Source organism: Pseudomonas sp. B707, from assembly GCF_022496685.1.
GTDB lineage: Bacteria > Pseudomonadota > Gammaproteobacteria > Pseudomonadales > Pseudomonadaceae > Aquipseudomonas > Aquipseudomonas paraglycinae.
Genome location: NZ_WTVE01000017.1, coordinates 39,221 through 53,995 on the forward strand (window position 1 = coordinate 39,221; position 14,775 = coordinate 53,995).

Sequence of the window (14,775 nt, forward strand, 5' to 3'; positions counted from 1 at the left end):
CAACAAGAATGAGTACTCCACTGCGTTTTGCCCTGAACCGAATGGTCGGTCCACGTTTGTCCCTGCCTGCGTTCATCGAATTGGCGGTGACCCTCAAGGCCGACGCCATCGAGATCCGCAACGACCTCAAAGGCATCGAGATCGAGGACGGCACCGCGCCCGGACACGTGCGTGAGTTGTGCACGGCACATGGCATCAGCGTGCTGTCGATCAACGCGTTGTATCCGTTTGACGTGTGGAATGACGAGCGCCGCGCGCAGGCCTTGAAACTGGCGGCCTATGCCCGCGATTGCGGTGCGCGGGGGCTGGTGATGTGCCCGTTGAACGACCGCGCCGATCCGCGCAGCGTCGCCGAACGAGCGTCGGGCCTGCGCACCGCGTTGAGTGAGCTGGCGCCGATCCTGCGCGATCACGGCCTGCTGGGATACATCGAGCCGCTGGGTTTCAAAGCCTGCTCGCTGCGCCGCAAACGCACGGCGGTGGAGGCGATCAAGGCAGTCGGCGGGCTGGATGTGTTCCGTCTGGTTCACGACACCTTTCATCACCATTTGGCCGGTGAGCAGGAGTTTTTCCCTGAGCTGACCGGGCTGGTGCACATCTCCGGTGTCGAGGAAACCGAGGCGCCGCTGGCGACCCTTGGCGATGGTCACCGGGTGCTGGTGGGCGCGGACGACATTCTCGGTAACGCGGCACAAATCAACAGCCTGCTTGCTGGCGGCTACAGCGGCTACCTGTCGTTTGAACCGTTTGCAGACAGCGTCCATGGCCTGGCGGATATCCAGACGGCGATCGGCGCGAGCATGGAACACCTGAGCAAATCCCTGGGTTGACAGTGCCCCTCGCAGGGATCGGATCTGAATTTGAAAGGTGCGGTTATGACCACAACAAGACTGACCATGGCCCAGGCCCTGGTGAAATTCCTCGACAACCAGTACATCGAGGTCGATGGCGTTCAGAGCAAGTTCGTCGCCGGGATCTTTACCATTTTCGGCCACGGCAACGTGCTGGGTCTGGGGCAGGCGCTGGAGCAGGACAGCGGTGACCTGATCGTCCATCAGGGCCGCAACGAACAAGGCATGGCCCATGCGGCGATCGGTTTCGCCAAGCAGCATCTGCGGCGCAAGATCTACGCCTGTACCTCGTCCGTGGGGCCGGGCGCGGCGAACATGCTGACCGCTGCCGCGACCGCGACCGCCAACCGGATTCCCTTGCTGCTGTTGCCGGGTGATGTCTATGCCTGCCGTCAACCGGACCCGGTGTTGCAACAGATCGAGCAGTTCCACGACCTGAGCATCAGCACCAACGATGCGTTCAAGGCCGTGAGCAAATACTGGGATCGCATCAACCGTCCCGAACAATTGATGACCGCAGCAATCCACGCCATGCGTGTGCTCACGGATCCCGCCGAAACCGGCGCCGTGACCCTGGCCCTGCCGCAGGACGTGCAGGCCGAGGCCTACGACTATCCCGATTATTTCCTGCAAAAACGCGTGCATCGCATCGAGCGTCGTCCGGCCACTGAAGCGATGCTCGGCGATGCCGTGGCACTGTTCAAAGGCAAGCGCAAACCGCTGATCATCTGTGGTGGCGGCGTCAAATACTCGGGCGCCAATGCGGCGTTGCAGGCGTTTGCCGAGCGCTTCGATATTCCTTTCGCCGAAACCCAGGCCGGCAAAAGCGCGCTGGTGTCCAGCCATCCGCTGAACGTCGGCGGCATTGGCGAAACCGGTTGCCTGGCGGCAAACCTGCTGGCCAGGGAAGCGGATCTGATCATCGGGGTCGGCACCCGCTACAGCGATTTCACCACCGCGTCGAAATCCTTGTTCCAGCACCCTGACGTGCGATTTCTCAACCTCAACATCAGCCCGTGCGATGCCCTGAAACTCGACGGCGTGCAACTGCTGGCGGATGCCCGGACAGGTTTGTCGGCGCTGGCCGAAGCGCTGGGCGACTACCGTTCCGGCTGGGGCGATCAACCCCGTCAGGCCCGGGCGCAACTGGATGAGGAAGTGGATCGCCTGTATCAGATTGACTATCAGGCCCGGGAATTCGTCCCGGAAATCAACGACCACCTCGATCCGGCGGTGTTGCGCGAATTCATCGAGCTGACCGGTTCCTGCCTGACCCAGAGCCGCGTGCTCGGCGTACTCAATGAAACCCTCGCCGATGACGCGGTGATCGTCGCCGCCGCCGGCAGCCTGCCCGGTGACTTGCAGCGCAGCTGGCGCAGCAAGGGCGTTAACACCTATCACGTCGAATACGGATATTCGTGCATGGGCTATGAGGTGAACGCGGCGCTGGGCGTGAAGCTCGCCGAGCCTGAGCGCGAGGTTTATGCGCTGGTGGGCGACGGCTCCTACATGATGCTGCACTCGGAGCTCGCCACCTCGATCCAGGAGCGGCGCAAGATCAACGTGGTGCTGTTCGACAACATGACCTTCGGTTGCATCAACAACCTGCAGATGGGCAACGGCATGGACAGCTTTGCCACCGAGTTCCGTTACCGCAACCCGCAGAGCGGCAAGCTCGACGGTGCTTTCGTGCCGGTGGATTTCGCCATGAGCGCGGCGGCCTACGGCTGCAAGACCTACAAGGTGAACACCGTTGAAGAACTGCAGGCGGCGCTGGCCGATGCGCGCTTGCAGACGGTCTCGACCCTGATCGACATCAAGGTTCTGCCCAAGACCATGATTCACGGTTATCTGTCGTGGTGGCGGGTCGGCGTGGCGCAAGTCTCCACCAGCGCCCGCACCGACGCGGTAGCCAAAACCCTGAACGAACGACTGGCCAAGGCCCGTCAGTACTGATTGCCCTGAATCGAACAACCACAAGGAATCCTTTCATGTCATTGCTTTCCCAAGCGTTGCGGCTAGGCGTCATCGGCACCGGGGCCATCGGCCAGGACCACATCCGTCGTTGCAGCCAGACCTTGCTCAACAGTCAGGTCGTGGCGGTCACCGACATCAATCTGCAGCAGGCGGCCAAGGTCGTCGCTGACCTGAAGCTGACCGCCGAGGTTTATCCCGACGGCCACGCGCTGATCCAGGCGCCGGACGTCGAGGCGATCCTCGTCACCTCCTGGGGCCCGAGCCACGAGGAGTTCGTGCTGGCCGCCATCGCGGCGGGCAAGCCGGTGTTCTGCGAGAAACCACTGGCGGTCACCGCCGAAGGCTGCCGCAAGATCGTCGAGGCCGAAGTCGCCCACGGCAAACGGCTGGTGCAGGTCGGTTTCATGCGTCCGTACGATGAAGGTTATCGCGCGTTGAAGTCGGTGATCGACAGCGGCCAGATCGGCGAACCGTTGATGCTGCATTGCGCGCACCGTAACCCGAGCGTGGGTCAAAACTACAAGACCGACATGGCGATCACCGACACGTTGATCCATGAGCTGGACGTACTGCGCTGGTTGCTCGATGACGATTACGTCTCGGTGCAGGTGGTGTTCCCGCGCAAGAGCAGCAAAGCCCTCGCGCATTTGAAAGATCCGCAGATCGTGCTGCTGGAAACCGCCAAGGGCACGCGCATCGACGTGGAAGTCTTCGTCAATTGCCAGTACGGCTACGACATCCAGTGCGAAGTGGTGGGGGAGACCGGCATCGCCAAATTGCCGGAGCCGTCCCAGGTTCAATTGCGCAGCGGGGCCAAGCTGTCCAACGCGATTCTGATGGACTGGAAGGATCGCTTCATCGCGGCCTATGACGTCGAGTTGCAGGCGTTCATCGATGGCGTGCGGGCGGGGCAGGTGGGTGGACCGTCGGCGTGGGATGGCTTCGCCGCCGCTGTTGCTGCCGACGCGTGCATCGAAGCGCAGAACAGCGGCGCGATCGTCAACGTTGCACTGCCGGACCGTCCCCATTTCTACAGCTGACGCAAATCCCTGTGGGACCGAGCTTGCTCGCGATTGCGGTCTGTCAGGGCACATCAATGTGGAATGTGCCGCCGCCATCGCGGGCAAGCCCGCTCCCACAGGGTCCGCGTTTTATTCAGGGAAATACTTGTATGCGCATCGGACTTGTCGGTTACGGCCATGGCGGCCGGTTTTTTCATGCTCCGCTGATCAGCAGTCTGCCGGCGGCGACGTTCGTCGGCGTGGTCACCCGTTCAGCGGAGCGCCGACAGTTGCTGGCGGCGGAGCATCCGGGTGTGCCGGCCTTCGACAGCATCGGCCAGTTGGTGGAAGCCGGGATTGATGTGCTGGTGGTATCGACGCCCCTCAAGGGCCGGCCGGCACTGGTGCTCGACGGCATCGAACACGGCGTGGCGGTGGTCAGCGACAAGCCGTTCGCCGCCGACTGGCAGCAGGCGCAAACCCTGATCACCATGGCCGAGCGCCAAAATGTACCGCTCAGCGTCTATCAGAACCGGCGCTGGGATTCGGACTTTTTAACCGTGCGCAAACTCATCGAATCCGGCGCGTTGGGCCAGGTCAGCCGGTTCGAGTCGCGTATCGAGCGTTACTCGCCGTCGTCGGTTCACAACGGCAGCGGCGGTGGTTTCCTGCGCGACCTTGGCAGTCATCTGGTCGATCAGGCGCTGTTGCTGTTCGGTCCGGTGACACGGGTCTACGCCGAACTGGACTACCTGGAAAAAGACCAGGCCTTCGATCACGGCTTCTTCATGTCCCTGACCCACGTCAACGGCGTGACCTCGCATCTGGGTGGCAGTTGCCTGCAAAACAGCCCTGGCCCGCGCTTTCGGGTGAGCGGCACGCTGGGCTGTTACAGCGTCGAGGGTCTGGACGGGCAAGAGGCCCAGGCGCTGGCCGGGCTCTCGCCGAAAACCGAAGGCGAGCACTGGGGCGTCGAGGAGCACCGCCGCTGGGGCTGGTTTGAACACGGAGACGAGCGTGAGCGGGTTCCGTCTGAGCGCGGCTGCTGGAGTCAGTTCTATTTGCAGCTACAAATCGCGTTGCAAAACGGTGGCCCACTGCCCGTGGACGCCCGTGATGCACTGGCGACAACCCGCGTGCTAGACGCTGCGCGCCTGAGTTTCAAACGTCGTCAGGTAGTGGAACTGAGTGAGTTTGCAAGCCATGGAATAAAATCATAATAAAATTCTAAAACAGGTTGATATGGAAAATATTTTCCAATAAAGTCGATTCCAGATTCACTGTCTCGGGATACGTTCCAACGCTTCGACTGCTTGTCCGCTTACTGAAATCGTCATGCCTCATCCATAAAACCAACAAGAATGTGGAGAAAGACTTTTCATGAAGACCAAGACCCGTTTTGCCTCACTGGCCTTGTCCCTGATGTTCGCCAGCGGCGCTGCGCTGGCCGATATGAAGATCGGCGTCAGCATGTCCCAGTTCGATGACACCTGGCTGACCTACCTGCGCGAATCCATGGACAAGAAAGCCAAGTCCTATCCCGACGGCGTCAAGCTGCAGTTCGAAGACGCCCGCAGCGATGTGGTCAAGCAACTGAGCCAGGTCGAGAGCTTCATCAGCCAGAAAGTCGACGCCATCGTGGTCAATCCGGTGGATACCGCCGCCACCAAAAAGATTACTGAAGCGGCAGTGAAGGCCGGCATTCCGCTGGTCTACGTCAACCGCCGCCCCGATGACCTGAACCTGCCCAAAGGCGTGGTAACCGTTGCTTCCAACGACCTGGAGGCCGGCGAAATGCAGATGCAGTACCTGGCCGACAAGATGGGCGGCAAGGGCGATATCGTGATTCTGCTGGGGGACCTGGCGAACAACTCCACCACCAACCGCACCAAGGGCGTTAAAGAGGTGCTGGCCAAATACCCGGACATCAAGGTCGAGCAGGAGCAGAGCGGCGTATGGCTACGGGACAAGGGCATGACCCTGGTCAACGACTGGCTGACCCAGGGCCGCAAGTTCGACGCGGTGGTCTCCAACAACGACGAAATGGCCATCGGTGCCGCCATGGCCCTGCAACAGGCCGGCGTCGCCAAAGGCAGCGTGCTGATTGCGGGGGTCGACGGTACGCCGGACGGTTTGAATGCCGTGAAGAAGGGCTCCCTGGCCGCTTCCGTGTTCCAGGACGCCAAGGGTCAGGCCGACGGTTCCATCGATACGGCGGTGAGAATGGCGAAGAATGAGCCGGTCGAGCCGGCGGTCTGGGTGCCATTCCGCCTGATCACGCCGCAAAACGTTGACCAGTTCAAATAGTCCGTCCGTTCAATAACAACAATAAGCCCGCAAGGTGGCGATCGCGACCTTGCTGATGGAGTACCTGATCATGTTCGCTTCAGCGACTGCTTCGAGCACCCCTTTGACGGGGAGCCCGCCCACTGCAATACCTGTCGAAGAGCCGTACCTGCTGGAGATCCTCAACGTCAGCAAGGGTTTCCCCGGTGTGGTGGCGTTGTCCGATGTGCAACTGCGGGTACGCCCCGGTTCCGTGCTGGCGCTCATGGGCGAGAATGGCGCGGGCAAATCCACCCTGATGAAAATCATCGCCGGCATCTACCAGCCAGACGCCGGCGAGCTGCGCCTGCGGGGCAAACCGGTGGTGTTCGAAACGCCACTGGCAGCGCTTCAGGCCGGGATCGCGATGATCCACCAGGAACTCAACCTGATGCCGCACATGAGCATCGCCGAAAACATCTGGATCGGTCGCGAGCAGCTCAACGGCTTTCACATGATCGACCATCGGGAAATGCACCGCTGCACGGCGAAACTGCTGGAGCGCCTGCGGATCAACCTTGATCCCGAAGAGCAGGTCGGCAATCTGAGTATCGCCGAGCGGCAGATGGTCGAGATCGCCAAAGCCGTGTCCTACGACTCCGACATCCTGATCATGGACGAACCGACATCGGCCATCACCGACAAGGAAGTCGCCCATCTGTTCTCGATCATTGCCGACCTGAAAAACCAGGGCAAAGGCATCATCTACATCACCCACAAAATGAACGAAGTGTTCGCGATCGCCGATGAAGTGGCGGTGTTTCGCGACGGCGCCTACATCGGCCTGCAGCGGGCCGATTCCATGGACAGCGACAGCCTGATCTCGATGATGGTCGGTCGCGAATTGAGCCAGTTGTTTCCGGTGCGCGAAAAGCCGATCGGCGATCTGTTGCTGTCGGTGCGCGACCTCAAGCTCAATGGCATCTTCAAAGGTGTTTCCTTCGACCTGCACGCCGGGGAAATCCTCGGCATCGCCGGGTTGATGGGCTCCGGCCGGACCAATGTGGCCGAAGCGATCTTCGGCATCACGCCCAGCGACGGTGGCGAGATCCGTCTCGATGGCGAAGTGGTGCGCATCAGCGATCCGCACATGGCGATCGAGAAGGGCTTCGCGCTGTTGACCGAGGATCGCAAACTCAGCGGTCTGTTCCCGTGCCTCTCGGTGCTGGAAAACATGGAAATGGCCGTCCTGCCACACTACGCCGGCCACGGGTTCATCCAGCAAAAAGCCTTGCGCGCCTTGTGCGAAGACATGTGCAAGAAGTTGCGGGTGAAAACCCCGTCGCTGGAGCAATGCATCGACACACTGTCGGGTGGCAATCAGCAGAAGGCCTTGCTGGCCCGCTGGCTGATGACCAATCCGCGCATCCTGATTCTCGACGAGCCGACCCGTGGCATCGATGTAGGTGCCAAGGCCGAGATTTACCGGCTCATCACCTACCTCGCCAGCGAAGGCATGGCGGTGATCATGATTTCTTCGGAACTGCCGGAAGTGCTCGGCATGAGTGACCGGGTGATGGTCATGCACGAGGGCGACCTGATGGGCACCCTCGACCGCAGCGAGGCGACTCAGGAGCGGGTGATGCAACTGGCCTCGGGCCTGTCCTCGGTTCATTAATGGATACCGCTGGTGGCCGAGGCCGCCGTCGATGATGCGATAGAAAGGTGAGTGGTTATGAACGCGATACTGGAAAACAAACCGGCCACGGCACCGGTCAAGAGTCGCCGGCGCTTTCCGACGGAGCTGAGCATTTTTCTGGTGCTGATCGGCATCGGCCTGGTGTTCGAACTGTTCGGCTGGATCGTGCGCGACCAGAGCTTCCTGATGAACTCCCAGCGGCTGGTGTTGATGATCCTGCAAGTGTCGATCATCGGCCTGCTGGCGATTGGCGTGACCCAGGTGATCATCACCACCGGTATCGACCTGTCGTCGGGCTCGGTGCTCGCGTTGTCGGCGATGATCGCGGCCAGTCTGGCGCAGACCTCGGATTTCGCCCGGGCGGTGTTCCCGTCACTGACCGATTTGCCGGTCTGGATTCCGGTGATTGCCGGGCTCGGTGTCGGGCTGCTGGCGGGGGCGATCAACGGCAGCATCATCGCCATCACCGGGATTCCGCCGTTCATTGCCACACTGGGCATGATGGTTTCGGCCCGTGGCCTGGCGCGTTACTACACCGAAGGCCAGCCAGTGAGCATGCTCTCGGACTCCTACACGGCCATCGGCCACGGCGCGATGCCGGTGATCATTTTTCTGGTGGTGGCGGTGATCTTCCACATCGCGCTGCGCTACACCAAGTACGGCAAATACACCTACGCCATCGGCGGCAACATGCAGGCGGCGCGCACCTCAGGCATCAACGTCAAACGCCATCTGGTCATCGTCTACAGCATCGCCGGACTGCTGGCGGGGCTGGCCGGCGTAGTGGCTTCGGCCCGCGCCGCTACCGGGCAGGCCGGGATGGGCATGTCCTATGAGCTGGACGCGATTGCCGCGGCAGTTATCGGTGGTACCAGTCTGGCGGGTGGAGTGGGGCGCATCACCGGCACGGTAATCGGCGCTTTGATCCTTGGGGTGATGGCCAGCGGGTTCACGTTTGTCGGGGTCGATGCTTACATACAGGACATCATCAAAGGACTGATCATCGTGGTCGCGGTGGTGATCGACCAGTACCGCAACAAGCGCAAGCTCAAGCGCTGAAATTAATCGTCCTGGCCTGCCAAGGCGGGATCAGCGTCATATACAAAAGCCGATCGGAAAGATCGGCTTTTTTATGCCTGCGAAAACTGGCTAAGTGGTTCAGGGTTTCTTTTCTTCCATCCCATCCTTTGAGCCACTGGATGTTTGCGCATCCTTCTCTGTCTCGTGGGACTCTGCACCGGAGTTCGACCCCGAGGCTTCTTCACCCTTTTTGTCGGCCTTGTCTTCTTTGGATTCGGTGCCTCCCTGATTGACTCCGGGAATGCCGGTAGGGGGGACGCTGCTTCCCGCCATCGCCAGCGGTGCGGTGGCGGATAAAAGACTTCCAAGCATGAGGGCTGCAATGGTTCTGTTCATCGTCGGGCTTCCGCGTCGGGTGGATGTATCTTGGAAAATCAGAGGCGAAGCAAAGTGCCGGGCGGCTGACGGGCGGGAGAGGTGGGAGACGGGTGGCGGTGGAGCTGCGCATCTTTATGGCCATCCTTCGGCCGAGATTGGCTGAAAAAAGGCGGCAAATTGCTGGCCCCCGAATGTTTCAAGTCCCGGCAAACTCGCCTTTTTTCAAAAGGTTAGGTGGGCTATATGCGGACGATTGTCATCACTGTAGCAACGCTTTCCCTCGCTCTGCTCGCGGTGGAGGCCCAGGCCAGGGAACTGAGCAAGAGCCATCGTTTTGCGTGTACCTGGGGTTCGGACATCGCCGCCGGTGCGCAACAGTCGAAGCTGTCAGGGATTTCCCTGTATGGCGCGCGCAAGCGCCTGCAGGCGCGCAAGTTCCAGCAACCGTGGATGCGCATGACCGCCATGGGCATCACTGAGCAGACCTACGACAGCGCGTCGCGGCTGAAGCCGGCGGCCGTCAAGCAGACGTACTACGAACAGTGCGTTCGGCATGAGCTTGCACAGCGTTGAACGCAAAAGCCCGACCTGAAGAGGTCGGGCTTTTTCATGTCCGGTGCAATGACAGCGTCACTTGTCACTTTCGCAATTGACCATCCACGACACGCCAAAACGATCCACCAGCATGCCGAAACGCGCGGCCCAGAAGGTGGCTTCCAGCGGCATGTCGACGCGACCGTCCCTGGCCAGGGCGTTAAACACCCGTTCGGCCTCGGCGATGCTGTCGACATTCAGCGAAATCGAGCAACCGCTCATGCCTTGGGTGGGGCGGTCGGGTGTGGTGTCCGAAGCCATGAGCATCTGATCCCCGACTTTCAGGCAGGTGTGGAGGATCAGGTTGTGGTGCTCTTTCGGTACATGTTCGGCGGCTGGCGTTTCGCCGAAGGTCATCATCGCTTCGAGTTTGCCTTGCAGGCATTGCTCGTAAAACGTGAAGGCTTCGCGGCAGTCGCCGTTGAAGATCAGGTACGGGTTGATTTTCATGGGGGTGCTCCCGAATAGGCAGTGGAACGCAGCGCGGCCGGGTGTGCCGAAGCAGCGTCATGGATTGACTCCATCCAGCAAAGCGTTAGAACGCCGGATTGCCAACCGATGCTGCAAGAGTTTCCTTTCGGGGTGACCGATGGTCTGCGGGGAAGGGGCGTCAGGAATCGCGCGGGTTCTTCTGTACCGCAGCGCCCGCCACTCGGGCGGCAGGTCGGGTTTGCATCAGCGCATCGATCGCCTTGCGATAGTTCTGTCCGCCCAGCGCCATGCTGTTGTTGTGCGTTGCGCCGGGCACCAGCAGCAGGCGTTTCGGTTGCCGGGCGGCGGCGAACAGTTGCTCGCTGAAGCGCGACGGCACGAAGGCGTCGGCCAAGCCGTGCACCACCAGCAAGGGCATGTGGATCTCGGCGATCTTGTCGATGGAGTCGAATTTCTGCGACAGCAACCAACGCACCGGAAGAGAGGTGTTGGCCACGGCAGCCGCAACATCTGCCAACGAGGTGAATGTGGATTCGATGACCAGCCCGCGCACCGGCAGTGGGGTGTGATTTCTGGCGGCATCGCGACCGAGTTCGGCAGCCAGATCGATGGCGACCGCGCCCCCCAGTGAATGCCCGTAGATCAGGCGTTTGTTCGGGTCTGGTTGCAACAGCTGGAAGCGTTCCCAGGCCACCCGCGCATCTTCGTACACCGTGCTTTCCGATGGCAGGTCGCCATGGCTCTGGCCGAAGCCGCGATAGTCGATGGCCAGTACCGAATAACCTGCTGCGCGCAGTTGCTCGATGCGGAACAGTTGCCCGGTGAGGTTCCAGCGCACGCCATGCAGATAAAGGATGGCCGGAGCATTGGCGCGCTCCGCCGGCCACCACCAGGCGTGAATGTTTTGCCCGGCCTTGAAGCTCTTCGGTTGCAGATCGAGTTCCTGCACGCTGCCGGGCAATCCGTGATACCAGCCGGCGGTGCCCGGTTCGATGCGGAACAACAGCTTGCGTTCGGTGTGTTCCAGCACGGCATAACTCGCCGGCACGCCGATGATCAGGGCGGCCATGCAGGCGAACGCCAGACGGCGGCGTCGAAGTCGGGTCATGAAGGCAAAGAACATTAAACGTTTCACCACAGCGTGGACAAAGAACGCTTTTTACCAGATGCCTTGACCCGCGCGTGACATTTTCGACCACCGCACCCCTGCAACGATTACAAAATGCTGCAACGACTCAGTCGATCTTCAGCACGATCTTGCCGATGTGGTCGCCCGCTTCCATGTGCGCATGGGCCTTGGCTGCGTCGGTGAGCGGATAGACCTTGTCGATCATCGGCAGGCAGCGCCCGGCGGCGAGCACCGGCCAGACGTGTTCGCGCAGTTGATCGGCGATGGCGGCTTTTTCCGCCGAGGTACGGGCGCGAAGCAGGGAGCCGGTAACCACCGCACGTTTGCCGAGGATCGCCAGCAGATCGATGTCATTGGCCCGCGCGCCACCGAGGAAACCGAGCATCACCAACCGCCCATCCATCCCCAAGGCGCTGATGTTCCCGTTGAGGTACGAGCCGCCCATGATGTCGAGGATCACATTGACGCCCTGGCCGGCGGTTTTTTCAGCGATGACAGCGGCGAAATCCTGTTCCCGGTAGTTGATCGCTTCGCCGCCCAGATTGTGGATCGCTGCGCATTTATCGGCGCTTCCGGCGGTGGCAAAGGCCTCGATGCCAAACTCGCGGCACAGCATCAACGCGGTGGTGCCGATGCCGCTGGTGCCGCCGTGGATCAAGGCGCGCTGGCCACGGCTGGCGCCGCCGAGGCCGAACAGATTGGCCCACACCGTGAAAAAGGTTTCCGGAATTGCAGCTGCCTGAATCCAGTCCAGCCCATCGGGAATCGGCAGGGCCTGGCCGGCCGGGACCGTGCAGTATTCGGCGTAACCTCCGCCATTGGTCAGCGCGCAGACCCGGTCACCGACCGCGAATGTGCTGACGCCGTTGCCAATCGCCACGACTTCGCCGGCTACTTCAAGGCCAGGAATCGGGTTCATGCCGGGCTTCATCGGGTATTTGCCGGCGCGTTGCAGGGCGTCGGGGCGATTGATGCCGGCGGCATACACGCGGATCAGTATTTCGCCTTCTGCGGCGACCGGCAGCGGGACGCGCCGGGATTGCAGAACCTCGGACCCGCCCGGTTCGGTGATTTCGATTCGGGTCATTTCAGGGGGCAACGTCATTTTCGATTCCTCTTGAAAAAGTGATCAGTAGATGGGAACGCAGTCAGGGCGCAATGATTCCCCTCATTGGGCGCAGCAGCGTTGTTCGACGGAGGAGGGCAGCAGTTTCATGGCGTGCTCAAGTATCAGCGCGATCACGATGGCACCGCCGGCAATCACGAAGAGCAGCACATGTTGTCCGCCCGTGGCGTTGAACAGCGCCGAATAAGCGAATCCGGCCAGCGCCTGAAACGTGGCGAACGACACCGTGGCGCGGCTCCACGCCACCTGTTGGCGATGATGATCCGGCACCAGCTCATGCACCCGGGCCAATGCCAGCGGAACGATGCCCGGTGGAAAGGAACCGAGGATCACCGCCAGCAGCGCCAACGCCAGGAACGAATGCGAAACCGCCAGCAAACCCAGGGTGACGGCCTGCACCACCAGCACCAGACGAATGCCGGTCCGTGCGCCGAGATGATCGGCGAGAAAGCCATAACTCACCGGGCCGACGATGGCGCCCAGACCGTACATGACCCAGATCAGCGCGCCGACATGCGCCCCGGCGCCCAAGCCGCGGGCGACGTAATCCACCAGAAAGACCATGGCCGGCACCAGCCCGGCGGCCATGAACGCGTACTGGGCAAACAGCAGATAAACAGCAGGCGGTGTCGGCTCGACCGGATCCACTTCAGCGGTGGTGGTGATTGCATGGGGCTGCTCCGAGGGCCAGCCGAACCAGCTCAATGCCGTCAGTGCTAGCGACAAAACGCCCAATCCCAGCCACGTCGCTTGCAGGCCAAGGCTCAACAGCAGCGGAACAATCGTGCCCGATCCGGCGATGCCCAGACCGATGCCGAGGAAAATCGCCCCGCTGGCCAGGCCCTTGCGCGCGGCCGGTACATGGGGCAGCACGGTCGCGGCCACCAGCACCATGATCGCGCCGCCCGCGATCCCGGACAGCAGGCGCCAGCCGAAATACCAGCTCACCGACACGGGATACGCACAGGCAAAAAACGCCACGGTCACCGCCAGCATCATCAGTCGCAAGGCATTTCTCTGGGTGAGCCGGCGTGCCAGCGGTCGGCCGAGGAGAGCGCCGACCAGGTAGCCGACCAGGTTGGCCGCACCCAGATAGACCACATCATGGGCGGAAAACCATTGGGCCTGAATCAGCGAAGGGATCAGCGGCGTGTAGGCGAAACGCGCCAGACCGATGCTGACCAGGCTGGCGCAAAGTCCGGCGAAGATCGCCAGCCAGACACTTGTGTCCGGACGTTCGGGCGAAGCAGTTGAAGTGTGCATGACGGCAATCCTTTGAAAGGTTTATGGCGCCCAGCATATCGGCTATCGTTGCTGCGTTAATGCAGCGAGTTTGCGTGATAGTGATGCGTTTATGCATCAATGGAGAACGATATGAACTGGGATGATGCACGGGTGTTTCTTGCGGTCTGTCGCGAGTCGACATTGCGCGGTGCCGCGCGCGTGCTGGGCGTGGATCAGGCGACAGTAGGGCGACGCATCACGGCGCTGGAAAAGTCGCTGGGCGCGACCTTGTTTCTGCGCACCTCCGAGGGCTATGCACTGACGGCCGTCGGCGAAGCGGCGCTCAAGTCGGTAGAAAAAATGGAGCATTCGGCGCTGGAGCTGGAACGGCGTATCCAAGGCCTGGACGATCGCCTGACCGGCAGTGTGCGGGTCAGCACCACCGATTCGCTGGCCATCGATTTCCTGATCCCGGCCATTGCGCAGTTGCACGAACGGCATCCGGACGTGCGCGTGCAACTGGACGCCTCCACGCAGATCCTCAGCCTGGCCAAGCGTGAAGCGGACATCGCCGTGCGCAACACCCGCCCGGACAATCCGGACCTGATCGCCCGGCGCATCGCGCGTTGGCCGGTGGGGCTGTTTGCCTCGCAGGCCTACGTCGACAGCCATGGCGTGCCGACGCCGGGCAGTACGTTCGAAGGCCATGACCTGGTGGTGTACCAGCCGTATCTGCAAGGCAACAAGGACCTGACCCTGGTGACTGAACCCGTGACTCGCGGCCGGATCGTCGCCGGTCTGAGCTCCAGCCTGCTGGTACGCCGCTCGATTGCCGCCGGGCTGGGTGTAGGAGAAATCCCGGTCTACATGGGCGAGCGCGACGGTCTGGTCAGGCTGTGGCCGGAGCGTACGCGGCCGTTGCCTTATGAAGTGTGGCTGGTGACCCACGCGGATCTGCGCCATACCGCGCGGGTCAGGGCGGTGATCGAGCAGATTGTCGAAGCGTTTGCGCTGGAGAATGAGTAGTCCTTGATGCCGTGTAGGACGGCTACATCAGCTGACGATCTTGCCTACAACAG

The 14,775-nt window shown here is 61.5% G+C and carries 14 protein-coding genes; 9 read left to right on the forward strand and 5 right to left on the reverse strand.

The window, feature by feature from the left end:
* Nucleotides 1–8: 8 nt before the first annotated feature.
* The 7 genes from GQX66_RS08325 (at nucleotide 9) to GQX66_RS08355 (ending at nucleotide 8,852) form a co-directional block, all read left to right on the forward strand.
* Nucleotides 9–830 (forward strand): TIM barrel protein, encoded by an 822-nt coding sequence (locus GQX66_RS08325; RefSeq protein ID WP_240868021.1) that lies wholly within the window; start codon nucleotides 9–11, stop codon nucleotides 828–830.
* 45 nt (nucleotides 831–875) lie between these two features.
* Nucleotides 876–2,807, forward strand: a complete 1,932-nt coding sequence (iolD, locus tag GQX66_RS08330) for a 3D-(3,5/4)-trihydroxycyclohexane-1,2-dione acylhydrolase (decyclizing) (protein ID WP_240868032.1) — start codon at nucleotides 876–878, stop codon at nucleotides 2,805–2,807.
* 35 nt (nucleotides 2,808–2,842) lie between these two features.
* On the forward strand, nucleotides 2,843–3,868 hold the full coding sequence (locus GQX66_RS08335) for a Gfo/Idh/MocA family oxidoreductase (RefSeq protein ID WP_102717978.1): 1,026 nt from the start codon (nucleotides 2,843–2,845) through the stop codon (nucleotides 3,866–3,868).
* A 131-nt stretch (nucleotides 3,869–3,999) separates the two neighbouring features.
* The gene (locus tag GQX66_RS08340) at nucleotides 4,000–5,049 is read left to right on the forward strand and encodes a Gfo/Idh/MocA family oxidoreductase (protein ID WP_134020759.1); all 1,050 of its coding nucleotides are present in this window, start codon (nucleotides 4,000–4,002) and stop codon (nucleotides 5,047–5,049) included.
* A gap of 160 nt (nucleotides 5,050–5,209) precedes the next feature.
* Entirely contained in the window at nucleotides 5,210–6,136 is a 927-nt protein-coding gene (locus GQX66_RS08345) for a sugar ABC transporter substrate-binding protein (RefSeq protein WP_007956051.1), read from the forward strand.
* 70 nt (nucleotides 6,137–6,206) lie between these two features.
* The gene (locus tag GQX66_RS08350) at nucleotides 6,207–7,772 is read left to right on the forward strand and encodes a sugar ABC transporter ATP-binding protein (RefSeq protein WP_134020765.1); all 1,566 of its coding nucleotides are present in this window, start codon (nucleotides 6,207–6,209) and stop codon (nucleotides 7,770–7,772) included.
* 57 nt (nucleotides 7,773–7,829) lie between these two features.
* Complete coding sequence (locus GQX66_RS08355; RefSeq protein WP_007956055.1) at nucleotides 7,830–8,852, forward strand: ABC transporter permease; 1,023 nt, start codon at nucleotides 7,830–7,832, stop codon at nucleotides 8,850–8,852.
* 99 nt (nucleotides 8,853–8,951) lie between these two features.
* Here the strand turns inward: GQX66_RS08355 and GQX66_RS08360 are convergent, their stop codons facing one another.
* Nucleotides 8,952–9,209: a hypothetical protein gene (locus GQX66_RS08360; RefSeq protein ID WP_007956057.1), complete on the reverse strand. Its 258-nt coding sequence runs from the start codon at nucleotides 9,207–9,209 to the stop codon at nucleotides 8,952–8,954.
* 225 nt (nucleotides 9,210–9,434) lie between these two features.
* On the opposite strand from GQX66_RS08360, the gene GQX66_RS08365 reads away from it, so the two are divergent.
* Complete coding sequence (locus GQX66_RS08365) at nucleotides 9,435–9,764, forward strand: hypothetical protein (RefSeq protein ID WP_085747785.1); 330 nt, start codon at nucleotides 9,435–9,437, stop codon at nucleotides 9,762–9,764.
* A 57-nt stretch (nucleotides 9,765–9,821) separates the two neighbouring features.
* Here GQX66_RS08365 and GQX66_RS08370 read toward each other — a convergent pair whose 3' ends face one another.
* The 4 genes from GQX66_RS08370 to GQX66_RS08385 form a co-directional block, all read right to left on the reverse strand.
* Nucleotides 9,822–10,235: a VOC family protein gene (locus GQX66_RS08370; RefSeq protein WP_240868043.1), complete on the reverse strand. Its 414-nt coding sequence runs from the start codon at nucleotides 10,233–10,235 to the stop codon at nucleotides 9,822–9,824.
* A 160-nt stretch (nucleotides 10,236–10,395) separates the two neighbouring features.
* Entirely contained in the window at nucleotides 10,396–11,340 is a 945-nt protein-coding gene (locus tag GQX66_RS08375) for an alpha/beta fold hydrolase (RefSeq protein ID WP_240868047.1), read from the reverse strand.
* Nucleotides 11,341–11,452: 112 nt separating this feature from the next.
* Complete coding sequence (locus GQX66_RS08380) at nucleotides 11,453–12,451, reverse strand: NAD(P)H-quinone oxidoreductase (RefSeq protein WP_129973542.1); 999 nt, start codon at nucleotides 12,449–12,451, stop codon at nucleotides 11,453–11,455.
* Nucleotides 12,452–12,514: 63 nt separating this feature from the next.
* Nucleotides 12,515–13,735: a YbfB/YjiJ family MFS transporter gene (locus GQX66_RS08385; protein ID WP_129973541.1), complete on the reverse strand. Its 1,221-nt coding sequence runs from the start codon at nucleotides 13,733–13,735 to the stop codon at nucleotides 12,515–12,517.
* Nucleotides 13,736–13,846: 111 nt separating this feature from the next.
* Here GQX66_RS08385 and GQX66_RS08390 point away from each other — a divergent pair, with 111 nt between their 5' ends.
* The gene (locus tag GQX66_RS08390) at nucleotides 13,847–14,722 is read left to right on the forward strand and encodes a LysR family transcriptional regulator (protein ID WP_102688406.1); all 876 of its coding nucleotides are present in this window, start codon (nucleotides 13,847–13,849) and stop codon (nucleotides 14,720–14,722) included.
* Nucleotides 14,723–14,775 lie beyond the last annotated feature (53 nt).

Bases quoted from the DNA above. Each gene is read 5' to 3' on its own strand.
- GQX66_RS08325 (WP_240868021.1), top strand. From the start codon at position 9: ATGAGTACTCCACTGCGTTTTGCCCTGAACCGAATGGTCGGTCCACGT.
- iolD (WP_240868032.1), top strand. From the start codon at position 876: ATGACCACAACAAGACTGACCATGGCCCAGGCCCTGGTGAAATTCCTC.
- GQX66_RS08335 (WP_102717978.1), top strand. From the start codon at position 2,843: ATGTCATTGCTTTCCCAAGCGTTGCGGCTAGGCGTCATCGGCACCGGG.
- GQX66_RS08340 (WP_134020759.1), top strand. From the start codon at position 4,000: ATGCGCATCGGACTTGTCGGTTACGGCCATGGCGGCCGGTTTTTTCAT.
- GQX66_RS08345 (WP_007956051.1), top strand. From the start codon at position 5,210: ATGAAGACCAAGACCCGTTTTGCCTCACTGGCCTTGTCCCTGATGTTC.
- GQX66_RS08350 (WP_134020765.1), top strand. From the start codon at position 6,207: ATGTTCGCTTCAGCGACTGCTTCGAGCACCCCTTTGACGGGGAGCCCG.
- GQX66_RS08355 (WP_007956055.1), top strand. From the start codon at position 7,830: ATGAACGCGATACTGGAAAACAAACCGGCCACGGCACCGGTCAAGAGT.
- GQX66_RS08360 (WP_007956057.1), bottom strand. From the start codon at position 9,209: ATGAACAGAACCATTGCAGCCCTCATGCTTGGAAGTCTTTTATCCGCC.
- GQX66_RS08365 (WP_085747785.1), top strand. From the start codon at position 9,435: ATGCGGACGATTGTCATCACTGTAGCAACGCTTTCCCTCGCTCTGCTC.
- GQX66_RS08370 (WP_240868043.1), bottom strand. From the start codon at position 10,235: ATGAAAATCAACCCGTACCTGATCTTCAACGGCGACTGCCGCGAAGCC.
- GQX66_RS08375 (WP_240868047.1), bottom strand. From the start codon at position 11,340: ATGTTCTTTGCCTTCATGACCCGACTTCGACGCCGCCGTCTGGCGTTC.
- GQX66_RS08380 (WP_129973542.1), bottom strand. From the start codon at position 12,451: ATGACGTTGCCCCCTGAAATGACCCGAATCGAAATCACCGAACCGGGC.
- GQX66_RS08385 (WP_129973541.1), bottom strand. From the start codon at position 13,735: ATGCACACTTCAACTGCTTCGCCCGAACGTCCGGACACAAGTGTCTGG.
- GQX66_RS08390 (WP_102688406.1), top strand. From the start codon at position 13,847: ATGAACTGGGATGATGCACGGGTGTTTCTTGCGGTCTGTCGCGAGTCG.